The 20,419-nt window shown below is 68.2% G+C and carries 15 protein-coding genes and 1 pseudogene; 10 read left to right on the top strand and 6 right to left on the bottom strand.

Annotated features, from left to right (window positions below):
- Both AC07X4_RS21120 and recJ read left to right on the top strand, forming a co-directional pair.
- A pseudogene (locus tag AC07X4_RS21120) lies at positions 1–271 on the top strand (phosphoglycerate mutase); the annotation flags it as partial.
- The gene (recJ, locus tag AC07X4_RS21115; RefSeq protein ID WP_494741205.1) at positions 268–1,992 is read left to right on the top strand and encodes a single-stranded-DNA-specific exonuclease RecJ; all 1,725 of its coding nucleotides are present in this window, start codon (positions 268–270) and stop codon (positions 1,990–1,992) included. The pseudogene AC07X4_RS21120 and the gene recJ, both read left to right, overlap by 4 nt.
- An 11-nt stretch (positions 1,993–2,003) precedes the next feature.
- On the opposite strand, the gene AC07X4_RS21110 is transcribed toward recJ, so the two are convergent.
- The 3 genes from AC07X4_RS21110 to AC07X4_RS21100 all read right to left on the bottom strand — a co-directional run bounded on the left by AC07X4_RS21110 (position 2,004) and on the right by AC07X4_RS21100 (position 6,236).
- Entirely contained in the window at positions 2,004–2,228 is a 225-nt protein-coding gene (locus AC07X4_RS21110) for a tautomerase family protein (RefSeq protein WP_056060909.1), read from the bottom strand.
- Positions 2,229–2,355: 127 nt separating this feature from the next.
- Positions 2,356–4,128, bottom strand: a complete 1,773-nt coding sequence (locus AC07X4_RS21105) for a methyl-accepting chemotaxis protein (RefSeq protein WP_494741204.1) — start codon at positions 4,126–4,128, stop codon at positions 2,356–2,358.
- Positions 4,129–4,451: 323 nt separating this feature from the next.
- A complete protein-coding gene (locus AC07X4_RS21100; protein ID WP_494741203.1) occupies positions 4,452–6,236 on the bottom strand; it encodes a methyl-accepting chemotaxis protein in 1,785 nt (594 codons plus the stop codon).
- A gap of 183 nt (positions 6,237–6,419) precedes the next feature.
- Between AC07X4_RS21100 and AC07X4_RS21095 the strand changes: the two genes are divergently transcribed.
- Together AC07X4_RS21095 and AC07X4_RS21090 are read left to right on the top strand one after the other, a co-directional pair.
- Positions 6,420–7,277 carry a 3',5'-nucleoside bisphosphate phosphatase gene (locus AC07X4_RS21095; protein WP_056060904.1) on the top strand — a complete coding sequence of 286 codons (858 nt, stop codon included), beginning with the start codon at positions 6,420–6,422 and terminating at the stop codon, positions 7,275–7,277.
- Between the two features lie 97 nt (positions 7,278–7,374).
- Entirely contained in the window at positions 7,375–8,010 is a 636-nt protein-coding gene (locus tag AC07X4_RS21090) for an L-threonylcarbamoyladenylate synthase (RefSeq protein ID WP_494741202.1), read from the top strand.
- Positions 8,011–8,123: 113 nt separating this feature from the next.
- Here the strand turns inward: AC07X4_RS21090 and AC07X4_RS21085 are convergent, their stop codons facing one another.
- Positions 8,124–9,272, bottom strand: coding sequence for a methyl-accepting chemotaxis protein (locus AC07X4_RS21085; protein WP_494741201.1), 1,149 nt, complete (start codon positions 9,270–9,272; stop codon positions 8,124–8,126).
- Positions 9,273–9,527: 255 nt separating this feature from the next.
- On the opposite strand from AC07X4_RS21085, the gene AC07X4_RS21080 reads away from it, so the two are divergent.
- Both AC07X4_RS21080 and AC07X4_RS21075 read left to right on the top strand, forming a co-directional pair.
- Positions 9,528–10,196 carry a site-2 protease family protein gene (locus AC07X4_RS21080; RefSeq protein WP_056060897.1) on the top strand — a complete coding sequence of 223 codons (669 nt, stop codon included), beginning with the start codon at positions 9,528–9,530 and terminating at the stop codon, positions 10,194–10,196.
- A 63-nt stretch (positions 10,197–10,259) separates the two neighbouring features.
- Positions 10,260–11,561, top strand: a complete 1,302-nt coding sequence (locus AC07X4_RS21075) for a tryptophan--tRNA ligase (protein WP_494741200.1) — start codon at positions 10,260–10,262, stop codon at positions 11,559–11,561.
- Positions 11,562–11,761: 200 nt separating this feature from the next.
- Here AC07X4_RS21075 and AC07X4_RS21070 read toward each other — a convergent pair whose 3' ends face one another.
- Positions 11,762–15,178, bottom strand: a complete 3,417-nt coding sequence (locus AC07X4_RS21070) for a FecR domain-containing protein (RefSeq protein WP_494741199.1) — start codon at positions 15,176–15,178, stop codon at positions 11,762–11,764.
- Between the two features lie 35 nt (positions 15,179–15,213).
- Positions 15,214–17,202, bottom strand: coding sequence for a CHASE2 domain-containing protein (locus AC07X4_RS21065; RefSeq protein ID WP_494741198.1), 1,989 nt, complete (start codon positions 17,200–17,202; stop codon positions 15,214–15,216).
- 179 nt (positions 17,203–17,381) lie between these two features.
- Here AC07X4_RS21065 and AC07X4_RS21060 point away from each other — a divergent pair, with 179 nt between their 5' ends.
- From AC07X4_RS21060 to AC07X4_RS21045, 4 genes are all read left to right on the top strand, one after another.
- Entirely contained in the window at positions 17,382–17,642 is a 261-nt protein-coding gene (locus AC07X4_RS21060; protein ID WP_110959503.1) for a hypothetical protein, read from the top strand.
- Positions 17,643–17,689: 47 nt separating this feature from the next.
- Positions 17,690–18,697, top strand: a complete 1,008-nt coding sequence (locus AC07X4_RS21055; protein ID WP_494741206.1) for a formylglycine-generating enzyme family protein — start codon at positions 17,690–17,692, stop codon at positions 18,695–18,697.
- A gap of 118 nt (positions 18,698–18,815) precedes the next feature.
- A complete protein-coding gene (locus AC07X4_RS21050; RefSeq protein ID WP_444825429.1) occupies positions 18,816–19,514 on the top strand; it encodes a response regulator transcription factor in 699 nt (232 codons plus the stop codon).
- 74 nt (positions 19,515–19,588) lie between these two features.
- Positions 19,589–20,419 (top strand): FecR family protein (locus AC07X4_RS21045; RefSeq protein WP_494741197.1); only part of this gene is annotated, 831 nt, incomplete at its 3' end.

Raw genomic sequence — 20,419 nt, 5'->3', positions numbered from 1 at the left:
CCCATCCCCCCACATGCCCCACATGCCCACCAACCTGCGGGACGCCGCCTTGCACGAGGACTGGCGCACCTGGGCCAGCGACTGGGCCGCGCTGGACGCAGGCCCCGTGGCCGACCTGCTGCGCCGGGCCGAAAGCGGCACGCCCGTGCAACTGACCCTGTGCGGCGAACGCAATGCGCTGGGCTTCCACACCGCTCCACGCAGCCTCGCACAGCGGATTCAAGGTCTTTTTCGCCCCATGCGCTGGTCGAATATGCTGGTGCAGCTATGAAAATAATAGCAAGAGACATTCCGCCCCGCGCCGCCTGGGCGCTGGAGCAGGCCGGCGTGCACCCGCTGCTGGCGCGCCTGTACGCCGCGCGTGGCGTGCGGGCCAAGGACGAACTGGACGATGGCCTGGGCCGCCTGCTGCCGCCCAGTGGCGACCAGGGCTTGAAGGGCATTGACGCCGCAGCCCGCCTGCTGGCCGATGCCATGGCGCAGAACCAACGGCTCATCATCGTTGCCGATTACGACTGCGACGGCGCCACCGCCTGCGCCGTGGGTGTGCGCGGCCTGCGGCTGCTGGGCGCCCAGAACGTGGACTACCTGGTGCCCGACCGCGTGACCGATGGCTACGGCCTCACCGCCTCGATCGCCCGCCGCGTGGCCGAGCGGGGCGCTGACATGCTCATCACCGTGGACAACGGCATCGCCAGCGTGGACGGCGTGGCCGAAGCCAAGGCGCTGGGCCTGCAGGTGCTGGTGACCGACCACCACCTGCCCGGCCCCGAGCTGCCTGCTGCCGACGCCATCGTCAACCCCAACCAGCCCGGCTGCCCGTTCGAGAGCAAGTCCATGGCCGGTGTGGGCGTAATGTTTTATGTGCTGCTGGCGCTGCGCGCCGAACTGCGCGCGCGCGGAGTCTTTGGCGCCGCCACCCAGCCCAAGCTCGACCCCTTGCTCACGCTGGTGGCGCTGGGCACCGTGGCCGACGTGGTCAAGCTCGACGCCAACAACCGCCGTCTGGTCGCGCAAGGCCTCAAGCGCATCCGCGCGGGGCAGATGCCCGCTGGCATCGCCGCCCTGTTCCACGCCGCTGGCCGCAAGGCGCCCGTGGCCACCACCTTCGATTTCGGCTTTGCTTTAGGCCCACGCATCAACGCTGCGGGCCGTCTGGCCGACATGACGCTGGGCATCGAATGCCTGCTGACCGACGACACCGCCCGCGCTGCCGAGTTGGCCGCCACGCTCGATGGCATCAACCGCGAGCGCCGCGACATTGAAAGCGGCATGCGCGATCAGGCCATGCTGATGGCCGAGAGCCTGTTTGACGAGAGCGAAGAGCCGCCCCCGGCCATCAGCGTGTTCGACCCCGACTTCCACGAAGGCGTGGTCGGCATCGTGGCCAGCCGCATCAAGGACAAGCTGCACCGCCCCACCTTCGTGTTTGCGGCCAGCAGCGCGCCGGGCAAAGAGCATGAACTCAAAGGCTCGGGCCGCTCCATCCCCGGCTTTCACCTGCGCGACGCGCTGGACCTGGTGGCCAAGCGCCACCCGGGCGTGATCCTCAAGTTCGGCGGCCACGCCATGGCGGCGGGCTGCACCGTGGCGGAGGAATCGTTCGACGTGTTCGAGCAGGCCTTTGCCCAGGTGGCGCAGGAATGGCTGGACGCCGCCACCCTCACCCGCCGCATCGAAACCGACGGCCCGCTGGCCCCCGAATACTGCCGCGCCGACATCGTGGACACGCTGCACCGCGAGGTCTGGGGCCAGGGCTTTGCGCCCCCCACCTTCAGCGAAGAGGTGCAGATCGTGAGCCAGCGCCTGGTGGGCGAGGCCAAGAACCACCTGTCGCTCAAGCTCATCCACCAGGGCAACCCCGTGGATGCCATCTGGTTCGGCCACACCGAGCAGTTGCCTGCCCGGGTGCTGCTGGCCTTCCGCCTGGATGTGAACGAGTGGAAGGGCGAGCGCAAGGTGCAGTTCCTGGTCGAAGGCGCGCAGGTGTAGTGCGCCACCGCTCAAGCCTGCGTCGGCCCCTTGCTTCGCTGGCGGATCACGGTCACCGGCTCTCCGCCTTGCCCCCAGTTCTCGGGGTCCACCTCGTCGATGATGACGGTGACACTTTCCGGCCGCTTGTCCAGCACCTGCTGCATGAGCTGGGTCACGCCCGCAATCAGGGCGGCTTTCTGGGCTGCGGTAGTCGGCAGGTCGCGGCGCGCAAGGCGGATGTTGACCAGGGGCATCGGAGAATCCTTTCAAGGTGCACCAAAACAAAAGGCAGCTCACGCTGCCTTGCTGTCAAATCGGCCGGAATACCGACCACAAAAATAGCCACCAGCGCTTGATGGTCATGCGCTGGCCGCTATCGATTTAGAAGCTCTCCCAATCGTCATCGCCACCCTGCGCCGCTGCCTTGGCGGCGGGTGCGGGGGCGGGTGCCTTGGCCGCAGGCAGGCGCGCCGGGGCGGGCGCAGGTGCCTTCGGGGTGGCGGACGACGCCACGCGGGGCGCGCTGGCCGCTGCCTTGGCCACGGCGGGCCGTGGCGCAGGCGCCGGTGCTGCAGCGCGGGGTGCCGCTGCCGGCGCCCGGGTGGCCACCGCTCCCACGTTGAATACCGACACCACCTGCGCCAGGTGCTGTGCCTGGTCACGCATCGAGGCGGCTGCCGCCGTGGACTCTTCCACCAGCGCCGCGTTCTGTTGCGTCATCTGATCGAGGTGTGTGACGGCCTGGTTGACCTGCGCGATGCCGTCGCGCTGTTCTGTCGAGGAGGCCGTGATCTCGCCGATGAGGTCGCTCACGCGCTGTACGCTGGCAACGATCTCTTGCATGCTTTGCCCTGCCTGCGCCACCTGGGCCGAGCCCGATTCCACGTTCTCCACGCTGGCGCTGATCAGGGTCTTGATCACTTTGGCCGCCTCGGCGCTGCGCTGCGCCAGGCTGCGCACTTCGCTGGCCACCACCGCAAACCCACGGCCTTGCTCGCCGGCCCGGGCGGCTTCCACCGCTGCGTTCAGCGCCAGGATGTTGGTCTGGAAGGCGATGCCGTCGATGGTGCCGATGATGTCGCTGATCTTGCGGCTGCTGTCGGTGATCTGCTGCATGCTGGTGACCACCTGGCCCACCACTTCGCCGCCCCGCGCTGCAGCCTGGGCTGCCGTGCCGGCGAGCTGGTTGGCCTGGCGGGCCGTGTCGGCCGACTGGCTCACGGTGGCCGTGAGCTGTTCCATGCTGGCTGCCGTCTCTTCCAAGTTGGAGGCCGTCTGCTCGGTGCGCGCCGACAGGTCGTGGTTGCCGTTGGCAATCTCCACCGACGCCGACGAGACCGAGTCCACTCCCTGGCGCACTTCGCTCACCACACCACGCAGCCGTGCCGACATGGCCGACAGCGAACGCAGCATGTGGCCAAACTCGTCCTTGCGGGTGGATTGCAGCTCGCGCGTCAGATCGCCTGCTGCAATGGCATCGATGGTCTCGACGGCCTCGTTCAGCGGCAGGGTGATGGAGCGCACCAGCTTCCAGGCCAGGAACAGGCCCGCCGCCATCAGCACCATGGAGCTGATGATGCCGGTGATGGCATATTCGATGCGGCGCTGGGTGGCTTCGGCACGGATCACGTCGCGGCGCTTTTCGAGCGTGGCCACAAACTCATCCTGCGCCTTGAGGTACTTGGTGACCAGGGGGGCAAACTCGTCGTCCGCATAGCGTTGGGTGGCGACGGCATCGCCTGCGCCCTTGAGCTCCCAGGTCTTGGCGGTGGCCGCCAGGACGGCCTTGCGCGCCTCCAGCACCTTGTCGAGCGAGGCTTTCTCTTCGGGCGCGGTGGCCGAGGCCACGATGCCTTCCTGCACCTTGTTGATGTTGCCAATGATCTCCTTGACCTTGGCGCCGTATTGCTCGGCCAGCACCGAATCAGTGGTCACCGCGCCGCCCATGACCATGGTGACAGCCGTTTCGGTGGCGCCCCGCCAGCGCACAGCAGCCGAGATGCGGGCCTCGATCTCGACCACGGCGTCCATGGCCGCTGACATCGAAGAGTTGCCCCGGTTCTGCGCAAACGCAGACAGCAGCAACATGGCAATCATGAGCCCCAGAAAGGCGCCCCACAGCTTGCGGGAGACGCGGATATTGTCAAATTGCATGGTTGGTTTTTCCTCGTGGATCGGTGATGTCTCCATGGTCTGCGCGTGGCGTGCAAGACACATTCGATTACATCAACAACAGGCCATAGCCTACGCCAGCCCAAGGCACCGGCGGACTCATGCCCCACCGGGAAAAACCCGCATCCAAAACCCGCCAGGAATGCGCGAACGAAGACAGATCGAACAGGCGCTAGAACCCATGGCCTGACGGGGCCAGACCGGTATACAAGTCCCAGCCCGCCACACCCACACTTCTGGTCCCAGTATTGCTGGCCCTGACAGGCCTACGCCCCGGAGCCTTCAGGGCACGCAAGGGCCAGGAATCAGAAGCTTTCCCAGTCGTCGTCCCCACCTTTGGCCGCCGCCTTGGGTGCAGGGGCTGCCGACTGTGTGACTGCGGGTGCAACTGGCGGTGCCAGCCGCGATGGAGCCTTGGGCGCGTTGGCGGCCGCCTTACTGGCGGTGGCAGGCTTGTTGCCCAGTGGGGCCTTGGCCACGGCGGGCCGTGGCGCAGGCGCCGGTGCTGCAGCGCGGGGTGCCGCTGCCGGCGCCCGGGTGGCCACCGCTCCCACGTTGAATACCGACACCACCTGCGCCAGGTGCTGTGCCTGGTCACGCATCGAGGCGGCTGCCGCCGTGGACTCTTCCACCAGCGCCGCGTTCTGTTGCGTCATCTGATCGAGGTGTGTGACGGCCTGGTTGACCTGCGCGATGCCGTCGCGCTGTTCTGTCGAGGAGGCCGTGATCTCGCCGATGAGGTCGCTCACGCGCTGTACGCTGGCAACGATCTCTTGCATGCTTTGCCCTGCCTGCGCCACCTGGGCCGAGCCCGATTCCACGTTCTCCACGCTGGCGCTGATCAGGGTCTTGATCTCTTTGGCCGCCTCGGCGCTGCGCTGCGCCAGGCTGCGCACTTCGCTGGCCACCACCGCAAACCCACGGCCTTGCTCGCCGGCCCGGGCGGCTTCCACCGCTGCGTTCAGCGCCAGGATGTTGGTCTGGAAGGCGATGCCGTCGATGGTGCCGATGATGTCGCTGATCTTGCGGCTGCTGTCGGTGATCTGCTGCATGCTGGTGACCACCTGGCCCACCACTTCGCCGCCCCGCGCTGCAGCCTGGGCTGCCGTGCCGGCGAGCTGGTTGGCCTGGCGGGCCGTGTCGGCCGACTGGCTCACGGTGGCCGTGAGCTGTTCCATGCTGGCTGCCGTCTCTTCCAAGTTGGAGGCCGTCTGCTCGGTGCGCGCCGACAGGTCGTGGTTGCCGTTGGCAATCTCCACCGACGCCGACGAGACCGAGTCCACTCCCTGGCGCACTTCGCTCACCACACCGCGCAGCCGTGCCGACATGGCCGACAGCGCCCGGGTGAGCACGCCCAGTTCATCCTTGCGGTCATCGTGGATGTCTTGGGTGAGGTCCCCGGCCGAAATGGCTTCTGCCAGCACCACGGCCCGATCCAGCGGCCGCGTGATGGAGCGCACCAGCAGGGCCGCCAGCAGCATGCCCAGGGCCACCACCGCGATGGCTGCGGCAGCCCCGATCAGCACCAGGTTGCCGCGCGTGGCACGTGCGGCCTGCACCGCATCGTCACGCTGGCGCTCCTGCACGGCCACGAACTTGTCGATCGACTCCAGATAAGCCAACACCTTGGGCCGGTAAACCTTGTCCACATAGGCCTGCTTGGCGGCGGCATCGCCCGCATCGGTCAGCTCCTTGAGCTTGTCGGTCTGGCCCCGGACATCGGCACGCGCAGCCGCCACCGCGGCCAATGCCGCCTTGTCCTCGGGGGACACCGCCGCCTTGTTGATCTTTTCCTGCACCGGGGTGATGCGTGCCGTGAGCGCAGCCACCCGGGTATCAAAATCTGCCTTGAGCGCCTGGTCGGTGGTCACAAAACCGGCCATCGACATGGTGACCGCCACTTCCGCCAGGCCACGCCAGCTGACCGCCGTGGTGATGGCGGACTCGAATTTGTTGACGGACTCTTCGGTCGCAGCAGTGACCTGCCGCCCATACCACTGGGTCCAGACGGCGGCCACCAGCATCAGCGCCAGCAGACCCAGAATTACGCTCCACATCTTGTGGGCGACACGCAGGTCATTGAATTTCATGGTTGCTCCTGATGCTCTGCAAAAACCCCGAGGTTCCGCGTTGTTGTATCTTGCCCAAGGAAAACCACCACACTGCCGGCATTCGACCCGGCTGAACACCCGCCAGCCAGGCGAAATGTGCATGTAACAAGTGTTAATGGATTCCGTGGGGCGCGTTATCAGTACAAGCCCTAAAATGAATCGGTGACCTCCATACTCAACGCCGACCTGCACTGCCATTCCGTCGTCTCCGACGGAACCCTGACGCCCGAAGACCTGGCCGCGCGGGCCAAGGCCAACGGGGTGGAGCTGTGGGCGTTGACGGACCATGACGAGATCGGCGGCCAGCACCGTGCGGCCGCTGCCGCCCGCGCCCAAGGCATGGCCTACCTCACCGGCACTGAGATTTCGGTCACCTTTGCCGACACCACTGTCCACATCGTGGGTCTGGGCTTTGACCCTGACGACACCCAGCTGGCCCAGGGCCTGGCCGCCACACGCGGCGGGCGCGGCGAGCGGGCGCAGGAGATGGCGGCCCAGCTGGCCCAGGTCGGCATCAAGGGCGCCTACGAAGGGGCGCTGCAGTTTGTGGGCAACCCGGCACTCATCTCGCGCACCCATTTCGCGCGTTTTCTGGTGGAAACCGGCGTGTGCAAAGACACCTCCGAGGTGTTTCGCAAATTCCTGACCGAAGGCAAACCGGGCTATGTGCCCCACCGGTGGGCCAGCCTGGGGGATGCCGTGCGCTGGATCACACAGGCGGGGGGCATGGCGGTGATCGCCCACCCGGCGCGCTACAAGTTCAGCGCCAATGAAGAATTCGCGCTGTTCTCCGAATTCAAGCAGCACGGTGGCCGGGCGGTCGAGGTCGTCACGGGCAGCCACAGCGCGGCCGAGTACGTGACCTACGCCGACATGGCGCAGGAGTTTGGCCTGGCCGCATCGCGTGGCAGCGACTTCCACAGCCCCGACGAATCGCACACCGACCTGGGCACGTTGCCCCTGCTGCCCGGCGCATTGACCCCCGTATGGGAACTGCTGTCCGACCGAATTTTGCGATGACCCCGCGCTGCCGCAGGCGCGCCAGGCGCCCTCTGGACGACCTGCCACCAGGCAAGGCACCCACGCGCAGCGCCACGCATCACTGAGAACCTGCCCCATGGCCCAGTATTTCGAAGCCCATCCCGACAACCCGCAGCCCCGGCTGCTCAAGCAAGCCGCACTGCTGCTGCAAAAGGGCGGCATCGTGGCCGTGCCCACGGATTCGAGCTATGCGCTGGTCTGCCACCTGGACGACAAGGACGCAGTGGACCGCCTGCGCCGCATCCGCCAGGTGGACGAAAAGCACCACCTCACGCTGCTGTGCCGCGACCTGTCGGAGCTGGCCAACTACGCACGGGTGGACAACCGGCAGTACCGCCTGCTCAAGCTGGGCACGCCAGGCCCGTACACCTTCATCCTCGAAGCCACCAAGGAAGTGCCCCGCCGCGTGAGCCACCCCTCGCGCAAGACCATTGGGCTGCGGGTGCCCGACCGCAAAGGCCTGCAGCTGCTGCTGGAGCTGCACGGCGCCCCGCTGCTGGCCACCACGTTGATCCCTGCGGATGAGACCGAGCCCCTGAACGACCCGCAAGAAATCCGCGAGCGCTACGAAAAGCTGGTGGATGCCATCGTCGATGCCGGGGCCTGCCCCCTGGAGCCCACCACGGTGGTGGACCTGACCCCCATGGGCACCGGCGGCGACCCGGTCGTGGTGCGCGAAGGCCGGGGCAGCCTGCAGGCGCTGGGATTGTAAGAGCCCGCCGAAGCGGCGCCACCCCCAATACATTCGCTGCGGTGCAGCGGGCTTCGCTCAGCCGCCGGTAGCGCGCCTTGGAGGGGAGAGCCGCGCAGCGGCTCAGGAATTCGTCAGAGCTTGAACGCCCCCACCGCCTGCTCCAGGTCGCGGGCTTGTGCCGACAATGCCGACGCCGTGCTCACCGCATGCTGCACCAGCGAGGCCGTCTCCTGCGTGCTGCCGTCCATGTGCGACACCGCCCCGTTGACATGGCTGATGGCTTCGCTCTGCTCGCGCAGGGCGGTGGAGATTTCGCCCAGCAGCGCGCTCACCTGGCCCACGGCGCCGACGATCTCTTCCATGGTTTTGCCCGCCTTGCCCACCTGACCGGCGCCGCTTTCCACCTGTTCGACCGACGCGCTGATCAGTGCCTTGATCTCGCGCGCCGCCACCGCGCTGCGCTGGGCCAGGTTGCGCACCTCGCTGGCCACCACGGCAAAACCCCGGCCCTGTTCGCCGGCACGCGCGGCCTCCACGGCAGCATTGAGTGCCAGGATATTGGTCTGGAAGGCGATGCCCTCGATCACCTGGATGATGTCCACGATCTTGCGCGAGCTGCCACTGATGGCCTGCATGGTCTGCACCACCTCGCCCACAACCGACCCGCCCTGCTCGGCAATCGCCGACGCCTGCACGGCTAGGCCGCTGGCCGAATGGGCGCGCTCGGCGTTCTGGCGCACGGTGGCTGTCAGCTGCTCCATGCTGGCCGCCGTCTCGGTCAGGGACGACACCTGGTCTTCCGCGCGGCGCGACAGGTCGGTGTTGCCATGGTCAATGTCTGCCGCAGAGGCGGTAATCGAATCGGTGCTTTGCTTGATGCGGGACACCAGGTCGGTCAGCGTGTCCTCCATGGTGCCCAGCGCGCCCAGCAGGCGGCCAAAGTCGCCCTCCAGGTCGGAGTTGAACTCCTGGCTCAGGTCGCCGGACGCCACGGTTTCGGCAATCAGGATGGCCTGGTTGAGCGGCGCCACGATGCTGGCGCGCAGGCTGAGCGTGGCCACCAACGCCAGCACAAACACCACCACACTGCAACCGATGACCCAGTTGCGCGAACTTTGCAACTGTGCCAGCGCCGCCTGGGCCGGGGGCGTGGCGCCCTGCAGCGCCTGCTCGGCACCGCCGATGCCGGACAGTGCCATCACCATCAGCAGCAGCACGACGAGTGCGAGGCCGCCAAACGCCAGCAACAGGCGCGTTCCGATCTTCAAGTTGTTCCACATGGCTTCAATGTCTCCAGGCCTGTTGTATGTCGTTGTGGGAGGGGCCGCCGCGCAGCGCTGCGCGCCAAAGGGCACGAACTCGCACAAACTGGCACGGGCTGCGGGCAAGAGGTTGATGCTAGCAACGAACACCCCGCCTGGAGACCCATCGGCATACGTACAACCCACAATACGCGGTGGCCGCCGGGCGCCTGAACACCCGCCGGGTCACCCTGGCAACGCCGGGGGCAGCGGGGCGTCTGAGACAATCCCGGCGTGGACACCTCCAATCTCATCCAAACCGTTCTGATCTACGCCCTGCCGGTGCTGTTTGCCATCACTGTGCACGAGGCGGCCCATGGCTACGCAGCGCGCCACTTTGGCGACAACACCGCGTACATGATGGGGCGCATCACGCTCAACCCTTTCAAGCACATTGACCCGGTCGGCACCATCCTGATGCCGCTGCTGCTGTACTTTGCGACCTCGGGCGCCTTCCTGTTTGGCTACGCCAAGCCGGTGCCGGTCAACTTCGGCAATCTGCGCAACCCCAAGAAGCACATGGTTTGGGTGGCCCTGGCGGGGCCCGCGTCCAACTTCATCCAGGCCATCGCCTGGGCCGTGCTGCTCGTGGTGCTGGTGGGCACGGGGATTGAGGAGCGCTTCTTCCTGGAAATGGCACGCGCCGGGGTCATGGTCAACCTGGTGATGTGGGCCTTCAACCTGTTTCCGCTGCCGCCGCTCGATGGCGGGCGCATTCTGGTGGGCCTGCTGCCCTGGAAACAGGCCCACATGGTGTCGCGCATCGAGCCTTGGGGCTTTTTCATCGTGATGGGCCTGGTGATCGCCGGGGTGGTGGGCACGCTGTGGCTGCGCCCCCTGATGGCCGTGGGTTACACCGCCATCAACCTGTTGCTCACCCCGCTGACGGCCCTGCTGCGCTGAGCGCAGCACAGCCTGCGAGCCCGAGACTTCCTGTTCAACTGATCTGCTGAATTTTTGTTTCCCATGAGCACCACCCGTTTTCTCACCGGCATCACCACCACCGGCACCCCCCACCTGGGCAACTTCGTCGGCTCCATCCGCCCGTCGGTGGCGGCCAGCCTCACGCCCGGCGTGCAGAGCTTTTACTTTCTGGCCGACTACCACGCGCTGATCAAGTGCGAAGACCCGGTGCGCATCCAGCGCTCCACGCTGGAGATCGCGGCCAGCTGGCTGGCCGCAGGGCTCAACCCTGAAAAGGTCACCTTCTACCGCCAGTCCGACATCCCCGAGATTCCCGAGCTGACCTGGCTGCTGACCTGCGTGACCGGCAAGGGCGTGCTGAACCGTGCCCACGCCTACAAGGCCAGCGTGGACAAGAACACCGCCGCCGGGCGCGAGCACGACGACGGTGTCACCGCAGGCCTGTTCATGTACCCGGTGCTGATGGGCGCGGACATTCTGATGTTCAAGGCCCACAAGGTGCCGGTGGGCCGCGACCAGATCCAGCATATCGAGATGGCCCGCGACATGGCGGCCAGCTTCAACCACCTGTACGGCGAGCACTTTGTGCTGCCCGAGGCGGCCATCGACGACCATGTGGCCACACTGCCCGGGCTGGACGGCCGCAAGATGAGCAAGAGCTACGACAACACCATCCCGCTGTTCAGCTCGCGTGCCCAGCTGCAGAAGCTCATCGGCGGCATCCTGACCGACTCGCGCGCGCCCGGCGAGGCCAAAGAGGTCGAAGGCTCGGCCCTGTTCCAGATCTACCAGGCCTTTGCCACGCCCGAAGAGACCGAGGCCCTGCGCAAGGCCTATGCCGACGGCATTGCCTGGGGCGACGCCAAGCACCTGCTGCTGGAGCGCGTGGACCAGGTGATCGCCCCCATGCGCGCGCAGTACGAAGAACTCATCCACAACCCTGCGCGCATCGAACAGACCCTGCTGGCTGGCGCCGAGCGCGCCCGCGCTCTGGCCACGCCGTTCATCCGCGAACTGCGCAGCGCCGTGGGCCTGCGCAGCCTGGTGCAGGCCAGCACAGCCGCCAAACCGGCCAAGGCCGCCAAGGCCGCACTGCCCGCTTTCAAGCAGTACCGCGAGGCCGACGGCAAGTTCTACTTCAAGCTGGTGGCCGCCGACGGCCGCCTGCTGCTCCAGAGCACGGGCTTTGACGCCCCCAAGGAGGCCGGCCAGGCCATTGCCCAGTTGCAAAAGGACAGCGCAGCGCTGCAGACCCTGGCCCCGCGCCTAGTGCCGGTGGACGGCGTGGAAGCTGCCGAAGTGACGGCCGCACTGCAGGCGCTGGCCGAGGCCGCCGCTGCATAAGCCGGCGCGCCACCGAGCGCCGCGTGCAAGACACACAGCCCGAGCCGCAAGGCTGCGGGCTTTTTTGTACGCCTTTCAATGCCCATTCGCTACATTTTTGATAGCTGCTTGGGCATATCGCACTAGCGCTACCGGCCAAAAAGGCCTCAAACACCCTTCCATCACCCGGTAAAGGCGCCCTCTGCACACTGGGCGCCCCTTCAGTCCCGGTACCGCACCAGGGCCCACAGCGTGGGCCGCTCCCCGGTGCGCAGCCCGGTCTGCACCGTGCCGGTAAAGCTCCAGCGCCGGTCCTGCGACTCCCAGCCATGGGCCAGGGCCAGGCTCCAGCCCGGGGCGCGTTGCACAGTGTTGGCCTCGTCGATATAGCGCATACCGCGCCAGGTCAGGCGCAGCAGCGAAAAGCTGCGCGCCTCATGGCGCCATGTGGTCTGGCCCAGCACCACGTGGCGGGCAAAGCCGGGCAGCCAACGCCCCTCCAGACCCGCCCCGGTGTTGCGCGATGTGGTGTGGATGTAGCTGCCCAGCACGCTCCAGCGCGGACCCAGCAAATGGTTGACGGACACCGTGGCCTGCGCCAGCTGTCCCTGCCCGAAGACAGGCGTTTCCTCATAGGTGCTGAGCGTGGTCTGGGCATTGAGCACCACGGGGGCGATGGTGGCCACGTTGTCGAACAGCGCCCCCGTGTTCTGCGCAAACAGGCGACCGTTGGCGGCCACCAGGTTGCTGATGCGCTGCCCCGACAGGCTGGCGCCCCAGAAGGTGGTGGCGCTGGCCTCCCAGTCCAGTTGCACCGCGTGCTTGCGGGCGTAGCTGCCCGCCAGCAGGTACTGGTTGTCCACGGCAATGGCACCCGTGGCGACGGGCGACAGGGTATGCGTGCCGGGCGCTCGCACGCTCTCCTGCCAGGCCCAGTGCAGGGCGCGGCCCGGGCCCAGGCGCAGGCTGGCGCCCAGGCGCGGCAGCAGCCGGTGGCGGTGCGCCGCGCCGTCGTCCTGCACGGGCAGCAGGTCTTGTCCCGTCGCTGTGTCGGCATAACGGTCGCGCTGCCGGGTGGCGAACCGGGGCCAGTACGCCTCGGCCATCCAGGTCCAGACACCGCTGCGCCATTCGCCCGCCACCCAGGGCATGTGGTAGCGCTCGGTGTTGGTGCGCGGCGTGGTGATGCCGGGGTCTGAGATCGCGCTGACGGTATCCCGGTCCACGCGCTCCCAGCCCACGCTCAGGCGGTGCGCGCCCCACAACACGGTGTGGCGCAGGAACAGGCCCTGCTCGTCACTGGCATAGCGGTAGTCCTGGGGGCCCCAGCGCGCATCGTCCAGCACCAGTCCGGAGGTCTGGCGCCCGCTGTGCACCTTGAGCCAGGTCTGGCTATCGGCCGACCAGCGCCACGCAGCGCCCAGGTCGGTGCGGCGGGTGTGCGTCTCGGCGCCGCCGGTGAAGGTGATGCCGTTGCCGAAGTCCAGGCCTTGCGGAAAGCGATAGCGCAAGGTGGTGTCACCATGCAGCGCGAACAGCGACAGGCTCTCGTTGGGCCGCATACCCAGCGCCAGGTCCACCCCTGGCGACGACAGGCGGTACTGCGTGGTGGCGGGGCCTTCGCGGGGCCACATCTGCACGTCGTTGGCGCGCACCAGCCAGGCCACAGGCACGCTGCTGGCGGCAAAGCCGCGGTAGCCCACATCGGCCGTGGCGTTGTGACGCAGCGGGTTGCGTTCAGCGCTCGCGCCCATCGACCATTCACTGCCTGCAGACAGCAGGAGCGGCGCGCGCTTGTCGCTGGCGCCAAACACGGTGGGGTCGGTGAGGTAGCCCTGGAACAGCTCGGAGCGGCGGCTGAAGTCGCTCTCGTACCGGTCGGCCAGAAAGAAGTGGCTGCCGGCCCACAGCGGGTAGTACGACGCGCTGGCGTAGGCCCGTGCCCAGTGCTCCATGCCGAAGTCGCCCAGCGCCTTGCCCAGGTTGGCAGAGCCCTGGCTGTCCGAGGCCAGCGGGTTGAGCGACTTCAGGTAGGGCAGCCGGGTGAGCGCCTCGCGCGCTGCGGCCATGGCCGCCACGGGCTCGCCGCTGTCGTTGCGCAGCATGGCCTCCACCTGCCAGGGCAGCGGGTCGCGCGCGTCAGCCAGGCGTGCGCGGTCCAGAGCGTCCAGCGCTGCGGCGCGCTCGCCCAGCGTGTATTCGGCCACCGCCAGCCACACCTGTGCGCGGGCGTATCGCGGCTCAATCACCAAGGCCTTGAGCAGCGCGGTGCGGGCAGCCTCGGCATCGCCCCGCCGCAGGGCCAGCAACCCGGCGGCTGCCAGGGCCACATAGTCGTCGCCCGACTGCGCCAGGGCGGCATCCAGAGCGGTGCGCGCCTCGGCAAGGCGCAGGCCTTCGATGGCCGCCGTGGCGGCTTCGCCCCAGTAGGCCGCTTGGTCTGGCGACAGGGCCACGGCCTGCGCCAGTGCACTGCGGGCCGCGCGCAGGTCTCCGCGCTCTTGCAATGCGCGGCCCAGCCCTGCCAGGGCGGCGGCCCGCTGCGCATCGCCCTCCGCGTGGGTCACCGCCTGCCGGTACAAGGCCAGGGCGGCGTCCCCCTGCCCTTGCAGCCGGTGCCAGTCGGCGTCGGCCTGCAGCAATGGCGCAAAGCCGGGCGACGCGGCCCGCGCGGTATCCAGCCAGATGCGCGCTTCTGGCAGGCGGTCCAGCGCCATCAGCAGGTCGGCCCGGCCCGCAGCGGTACGGGGATCTCGCGTGCGCTGCCAGGCCAGGGCCAGGCGCTGCTGCGCGGCGTCGGGCTGGCCGTCCAGCACCTCCAGGTCCGCCAGGGCCAGCTCGACCACCGCCCCACCATCGCCCTGCGCCGACAGGGCCCGCAACAGGGCACGCGCCTGGGCCCATTGCCCCGCCTGCAATGCGGCGCGAACCTCTGCCAGAGCGGGTGGTGCCGTCTGAACGGGCTGGAACTCGGTCCAACGCGTCAGGTCGCCCGGGTAGGCGGCCACCCACTGCACCCGCTCGCGGGGGTTGACCAGCAGGCGCTTGACAGGCGCCTGGCCGGGCTCGGCCACGCCCTGCTCGGCGGGTCCCAGTTGCACGCTGCCCAGGTCGTTGCGCAACTCCACAGCGCCGGACAGCACGGTGAGCGTGGTACGCCCCGCTCCGTCCACCTCCACGTCCCAGTCGGTACCCCGCACTACGGCCAGCGCCGCAGGCGTTTGCAGGAGCAGGTTGGCCGGGGCCTTCTTGGTGCGCGCCCACAGCCGGCCCGCAGCCAGTTCCAGCAGGGTGCGCGCTGGCTGGGCCTCGCACAGCCGCAATTGCGCGTTGGCCGACATGCGGATCTGCGTGCGGTCTGCCAGCAGCAATGCGGCGGATGACAACGCCAGCGTGCGCATGTCTGCCCCCGGACTCAACGGCTGGGCGAGCGTGGCAGGCAGCCAGGGCTCGGTGCCGGGGGGGCGCGTTTCGCCTTGGCCGCTGAGCGCCACAATTTGCGCAGCCACTGCGTCAGGCGCCAGAGGTACACCGGCACATTGCGCGCAGGCACTGGCAGCACTCCAGGCCGACAGGGCGACACCCACCGGCGTAAGCCACGCCAGGCGTGACGGGGATGACACAAGAGGGATGGGCATGGTGGGCCTCTCTGGGGGAGTCTTGCGCCGGGGACTCAGGTCTTGTCCAGCGCCCGCGCTGTGAATACGGGGGTGGTGCCAGTTGCAGAGCCGTCCGCCTGGGCCTGCACCCGGGCCTGCCAGCGCAGCGCCTGCCCGTGCCACTGCGGGGCATGCGCTGCCGCGTGTGCGCACGCATCGGCACAGCACTGCAGGGCCTGCGCCCAACGCGCAGCCTGCCAATGGCCCCGCAGCGTTTGGCTGATGGAGGCCAGCGTAGTGTCACCGCACGGGGTGTACACATCCACGCCGGTGCTGCGCCCGGCCAGCACCACGGTGTCCAGCCACATCAGCGGGACCTCTGGGGCAGCACCCGCTGGCACTGCCTGCAGCGCATCGTGTGTGGCGCCCGATAGCAGGATGCATGTGCCAAAGGCCTTGTTGGCGCCCTCCAGCCGCGCGGCGGTGTTCACCGCATCGCCCACAGCGGTGTATGTAAAGCGCTCATGCGACCCGAGGTGCCCTACCGCCGCCTCGCCCGTGTGCAAGCCAATGCGCAGTTGCACCTGGGCAAACGGTGTGCCCTGCCACTGGACCCGCAGTTCCACCATGTCGGCCTGCATGGCCAGTGCGCAGGCCAGAGCCCGGTCCGCATGCCGGGCATCAGGCAACGGTGCGTTCCAGAACGCCATGACGGCGTCGCCGATGAACTTGTCCAGCGTGCCGCCGTGCTGGTGCACCGTGTGGGTCATGCGGGAGAAGTAGGCATTCAGCGCCTGGGCCACGGCCTCGGGCGGCAAGTGCTCGCTGGCGGCGGTGAAGCCTGCCAGGTCAGAGAACAGCAGCGTCAGCACACGGCGCTCGCCATGCAGTTGCGGCTGGGCACCGTCGGCCACCAGGGCATCGACCACGGCGGCGGGCACGTACCGGGCAAAGTCCGCGCGCAGCTGTTCGCGGCGGCGGTGTTCGCGCCAGTAGCTGTCGGCCGCGCCCACGTTCAGGTGCAGGGCGAGGCCCGCCAGCGTGGGCAGTGCCGTCCACCACACCCCTGCCAGGTAGGCCCCCAGCCCACCCAGCAGGGCCAGCACTGCCAATGCTGCGCTAAACAGCACCGCCCGCCCACCGCGCCAGCGCCGGGTCCAGGCGGCCACGCAGCCCACGGCCAGCGCGGCCTGCAGCCAAGGGCCTACCGGGTGGGCGGGCACCACCCAGTCCCCCGCCAAGCCATTCACCAGAGCCGTGGCGTGCACCAGCACGCCGGTCTGCGTGCCCGCGCCCAGCGCACGCAGGGGCGTGGCGAACTGATCAACCCCGTCCACCGGCGTGTTCTGACCCAGCAACACCAGGCGCCCCTGCACGGCCGCAGCCGGCAGCGCCTGGCTGGCCTCCAGCGCCTGGGTGTAGTGGGCGTAGGGCAGCGGGACCTCGGGGGCGTAGTAGCGCAGCAACGCGCCCGGTGGTGGGGACTGCACACTGCGCCCGCCGCTGCGCGCCAACTCCTGCCACAGGGCATCACTCCGAGCGGGTGCCAGGCGCAGCACGCCATCGTCGTCCGGCTGCACCGCCACACTGCCCTGGCGGGCCATGGGAAACACCGAGGGCACGGTCTGCCGGTATTGCGCCACCTGCGAGGTGTTCACCGCCACATCGGCTGCCGCCAGCACCACTGGCATGCGCCCTTGCAGGGCCGCCGCAAGCGCGGCATCGTCCTCAGAGGACTGTGGCGCGGCAAACAGCATGTCGATGCCCAGCGCCGAAGCGCCTGCCGCAGACAAGGCCTGGACCAGTTGCGCGTGCAGGCGGCGCGGCAGGGGAGGGGTCAGGTTCAGCGCCGCCAGACTGGGTTCGTCCAGCCCGACCACCAGGACGCCCACATCGGGCGGCGGCGCAGCGGTCCAACTGGCCAGCAGGTCGTGCTCCAGCCGCTGCAGCGGCGTCCACACCGGCAAGGCGGGCAGCAGCGCCAGCAAGCCCAGCGCGAGCAGTACCCGCAACGCCCAGGGCCGCCAGGCGTCTTGTATGACCGGTGCTCGCGTACTTGCCATCCCGCCCCTCCACCGCAGCATGCAGCCGTGCATGCAGTACCCACTGTAGTGGCTGTGCCTGCGCATGCACAGTGGGGGCTTACACGCATGCCCCACGCCATGAGAGCCCCGCACAACACCTATGGGCAGCCACCGGGCATGTGCGTAAACTGGCCTTTTGATCGGCTTGGGAGACTTCCATGAAACTGCTGTGTGCCTCCGTGTCTGTGCTGGCCTTGCTGGCGGGCTGCAATGCGACCAACCCCTACGGCCCCTCGGGCCCCATGGCCTCGGGCCGCGACCGCACCTTCAGCGTGCCGGTGTACGGGCCCGACACGTCCCAGGCGTATGCGGCGGCCAACCGCGAATGCCAGCGCATGGCCTTGCACGCCAAACTGTTGCGCAACGATGGCTCGCGTCTGGTGTTTGAATGCGTGAGCGAGTTGCAGGACAAGCCTTGAGGCCAGCCGCCCCACCAGCATGCCGCAACTGGGCGAGCGGTGCGGCCTTGCTGGCGCTGTCCGCGCTGCTGGCAGGCTGCCAGCACACGCCGTCCACCCAGGCGGGCACGGTCACGTCGCCCTGGGTCAACAGCCTGGGCATGGCCTTTGTCCGTGTGCCTGCGGGCACCTTCTGGATGGGGGGCGTGCCCCCCGTCGAAACGCTGGAAAAGAACTTCCCGCTGCTGGAGCGCAAGCGCCTGACCGACCTGGCTGATGAATCGCCAGCGCACGAGGTGCAGATCACCCGCGATTTCTACCTTGGTCAGCACGAGGTCACGGTGGGGCAGTTCCAGCGCTTCCTGGAGGCGTCCGGCTACCGGCCAGAGTCCGAGGCCGATGGCACGGGGGGTTATGGCTACAACCCCGCCTACGACCCGGCCACCACGCGGCGCGGCGATGCGTTCGAGGGGCGCGACCCGCGCTACTCGTGGCGCAACCCCGGCTTTGCGCAGGGCCCGGACCACCCCGTGGTGAACGTGACATGGAACGACGCGCAGGCCATGGCCCAGTGGCTCAGCCGCACCGAGGGCCATCGCTACCGACTGCCCACCGAGGCGGAGTGGGAATACGCCTGCCGCGCGGGCAGCCGCAGCCTGTACCCGCATGGTGACAACCCGCAAGAGCTGGTCTCAGCGGGCAATACCTTCGACCAGGCCGCAGCCCCTCAGTGGTCACGCTGGCGCCAGCATGCGCTGGCGGGCAACGACGGATACGCGTTTACCGCGCCGGTAGGCCGCTTTGCCCCCAATGCCTTCGGGCTGTACGACATGCTGGGCAACGCCTGGGAGTGGACGGGCGACTGGCATGGCGACACCTACTACGCCGAGTCTCCACGCAACGACCCCACCGGTCCGGCCACGGGCAGTGTGCGTGTGCGCCGGGGTGGCTCGTGGCACACCTGGGCGCTCTATGCACGCTGCGGCTACCGCAACTGGAACAGCCCAGAGACGCGCTACACGCTGGTCGGCATGCGGCTGGTGCGCGAGATAGCGACAGAGCCACCCGCGCGGTGACCACCACGGGCCGGGAGGGTTAACAAATGTCAAATCCCCTCTCGCTCCGCTCGGCGCGAGCCCGCGCCGTGGTAGTTATCGCCAATAATCCGCAGTTCGATTTTGGATGGGGAGAACCATGCGCATAGCCGCTTTGGACGACGATGCGCTTCAGCTGGATCTGATCAAGCAGGCCACGGAGGCGATGGGCCATGTGTGCCATACCCACCTGACCGGTGCGGAGCTGATGCGAACGCTGCGCCGCGAAACCTTTGATCTGCTGATCGTGGACTGGCACCTGCCCGACACCACCGGGCCCGAGGTGGTGCGCTGGGTGCGCCAGAACGTTGCGGCCCGCGTGCCCATCCTGTTCGTCACGCACCGCCAGGAAGAGCGCGATATTGTGGAAGGCCTGGGCAGTGGGGCGGATGATTTCATGGTCAAGCCCGTGCGCATCGGCGAACTCAATGCCCGCGTGGCCGCCCTGCTGCGCCGCGCCTACCCCGACAACACCGGGGGCGTGATGGAGTTTGGCCGCTACCGTTTCCTGCCCGAAACCCGGTCCATCGAAATGGACGGAGTGGCGGTGGAGCTGAAGAACCGCGAATACGACCTCGCCCTGTTCCTGTTCCAGAACATGGGGCGACTGCTGTCGCGCGACCACCTCAAGGAAGTCGTCTGGGGCCAGGTGGCCGATGTGATGTCGCGCTCGCTGGACACCCACATCTCGCGCCTGCGCAACCTGCTCGACCTGCGCCCCGCCAACGGTTTCATCGTGACAGCGGTGTATGGCGTGGGCTACCGTTTTGAAGCCGTCGAAGCCCAGCACAAAGGCTGAAGGCCGCGACAGAGTACGGCGGGCTCCGCCACCATCACGCCTGCCCGTTCCGTGCCCCATGAAGGAGACATGACTTGATCACCCCCCTGCCATTTCGCATGCACTCAAGTGCTGCAGCCCTGTTGTGCGTGGCAGCAACCACCGCCTTCTCGGCCCAGCCGGTCGCTGCCCCGGCAGCCCCCCAACAAGGCGATGAAATTGCCCACGCCGTGAAAGAGGGTGACACCCTGGAAGGACTGGCCCGCAGCTACCTCGCCAACCCGCGCCAGTGGCCGTTGCTGCAAGCACGCAACAAGGTGGCCGACCCCAAGCGTCTGCAGCCAGGCTCGTTGATCTTCATCCCCGTGCGGCTGCAGCCCAGCGAATCGGCCACCGTACAGTTTGTGCAGGGCGAGGTCACGGCGCAGGCGCTGGGCAGCGGCACGCCCGCCCCCATTGCGACCGGCAGCAAGCTGGAAGAAGGCACCGAGCTGAAGGTGGGCCCCGAGTCGTTCGTGGCAGTGCAGCTGGCCGATGGCACCGTGGTGCGGGTGCAGGCGCAGTCCGAGCTGCAGCTGCGCCAGCTGCGTCGGCGGGGGCGCGCTGGCAGCGTGCAGTCAGTGCTGGAGATGCACAAGGGCGGCGTGGAATCGACCGTGCCCCCCAGCGCCGAGCCCCTGCGCCGCATGGAGATCCGCACACCGCTGGCGGTGACCAGCGTGCGGGGCACGCAGTTCAGCGTGGCACTGGCCGATTCGGGCCAGACCACGGCGTCGGTAGAGCATGGCTCTGTCGCGGTGCAATCGCGGCGCGACACTGACAGCGAGCCCGGCGCTGCGCTCAAGGCGCCGACCGCGCTGCTGGCTCCGGGCCAGGGTCTGGCAGTGGCCACGGATGGCACGGTGGGTGCCCCCCGCCCTTTGCTG

This window comes from Acidovorax sp. GW460-11-11-14-LB4 (assembly GCF_059423685.1).
The sequence above is the reverse complement of the archived record's forward strand: the minus strand, read 5'-3'. Positions and strand labels throughout refer to the sequence as shown.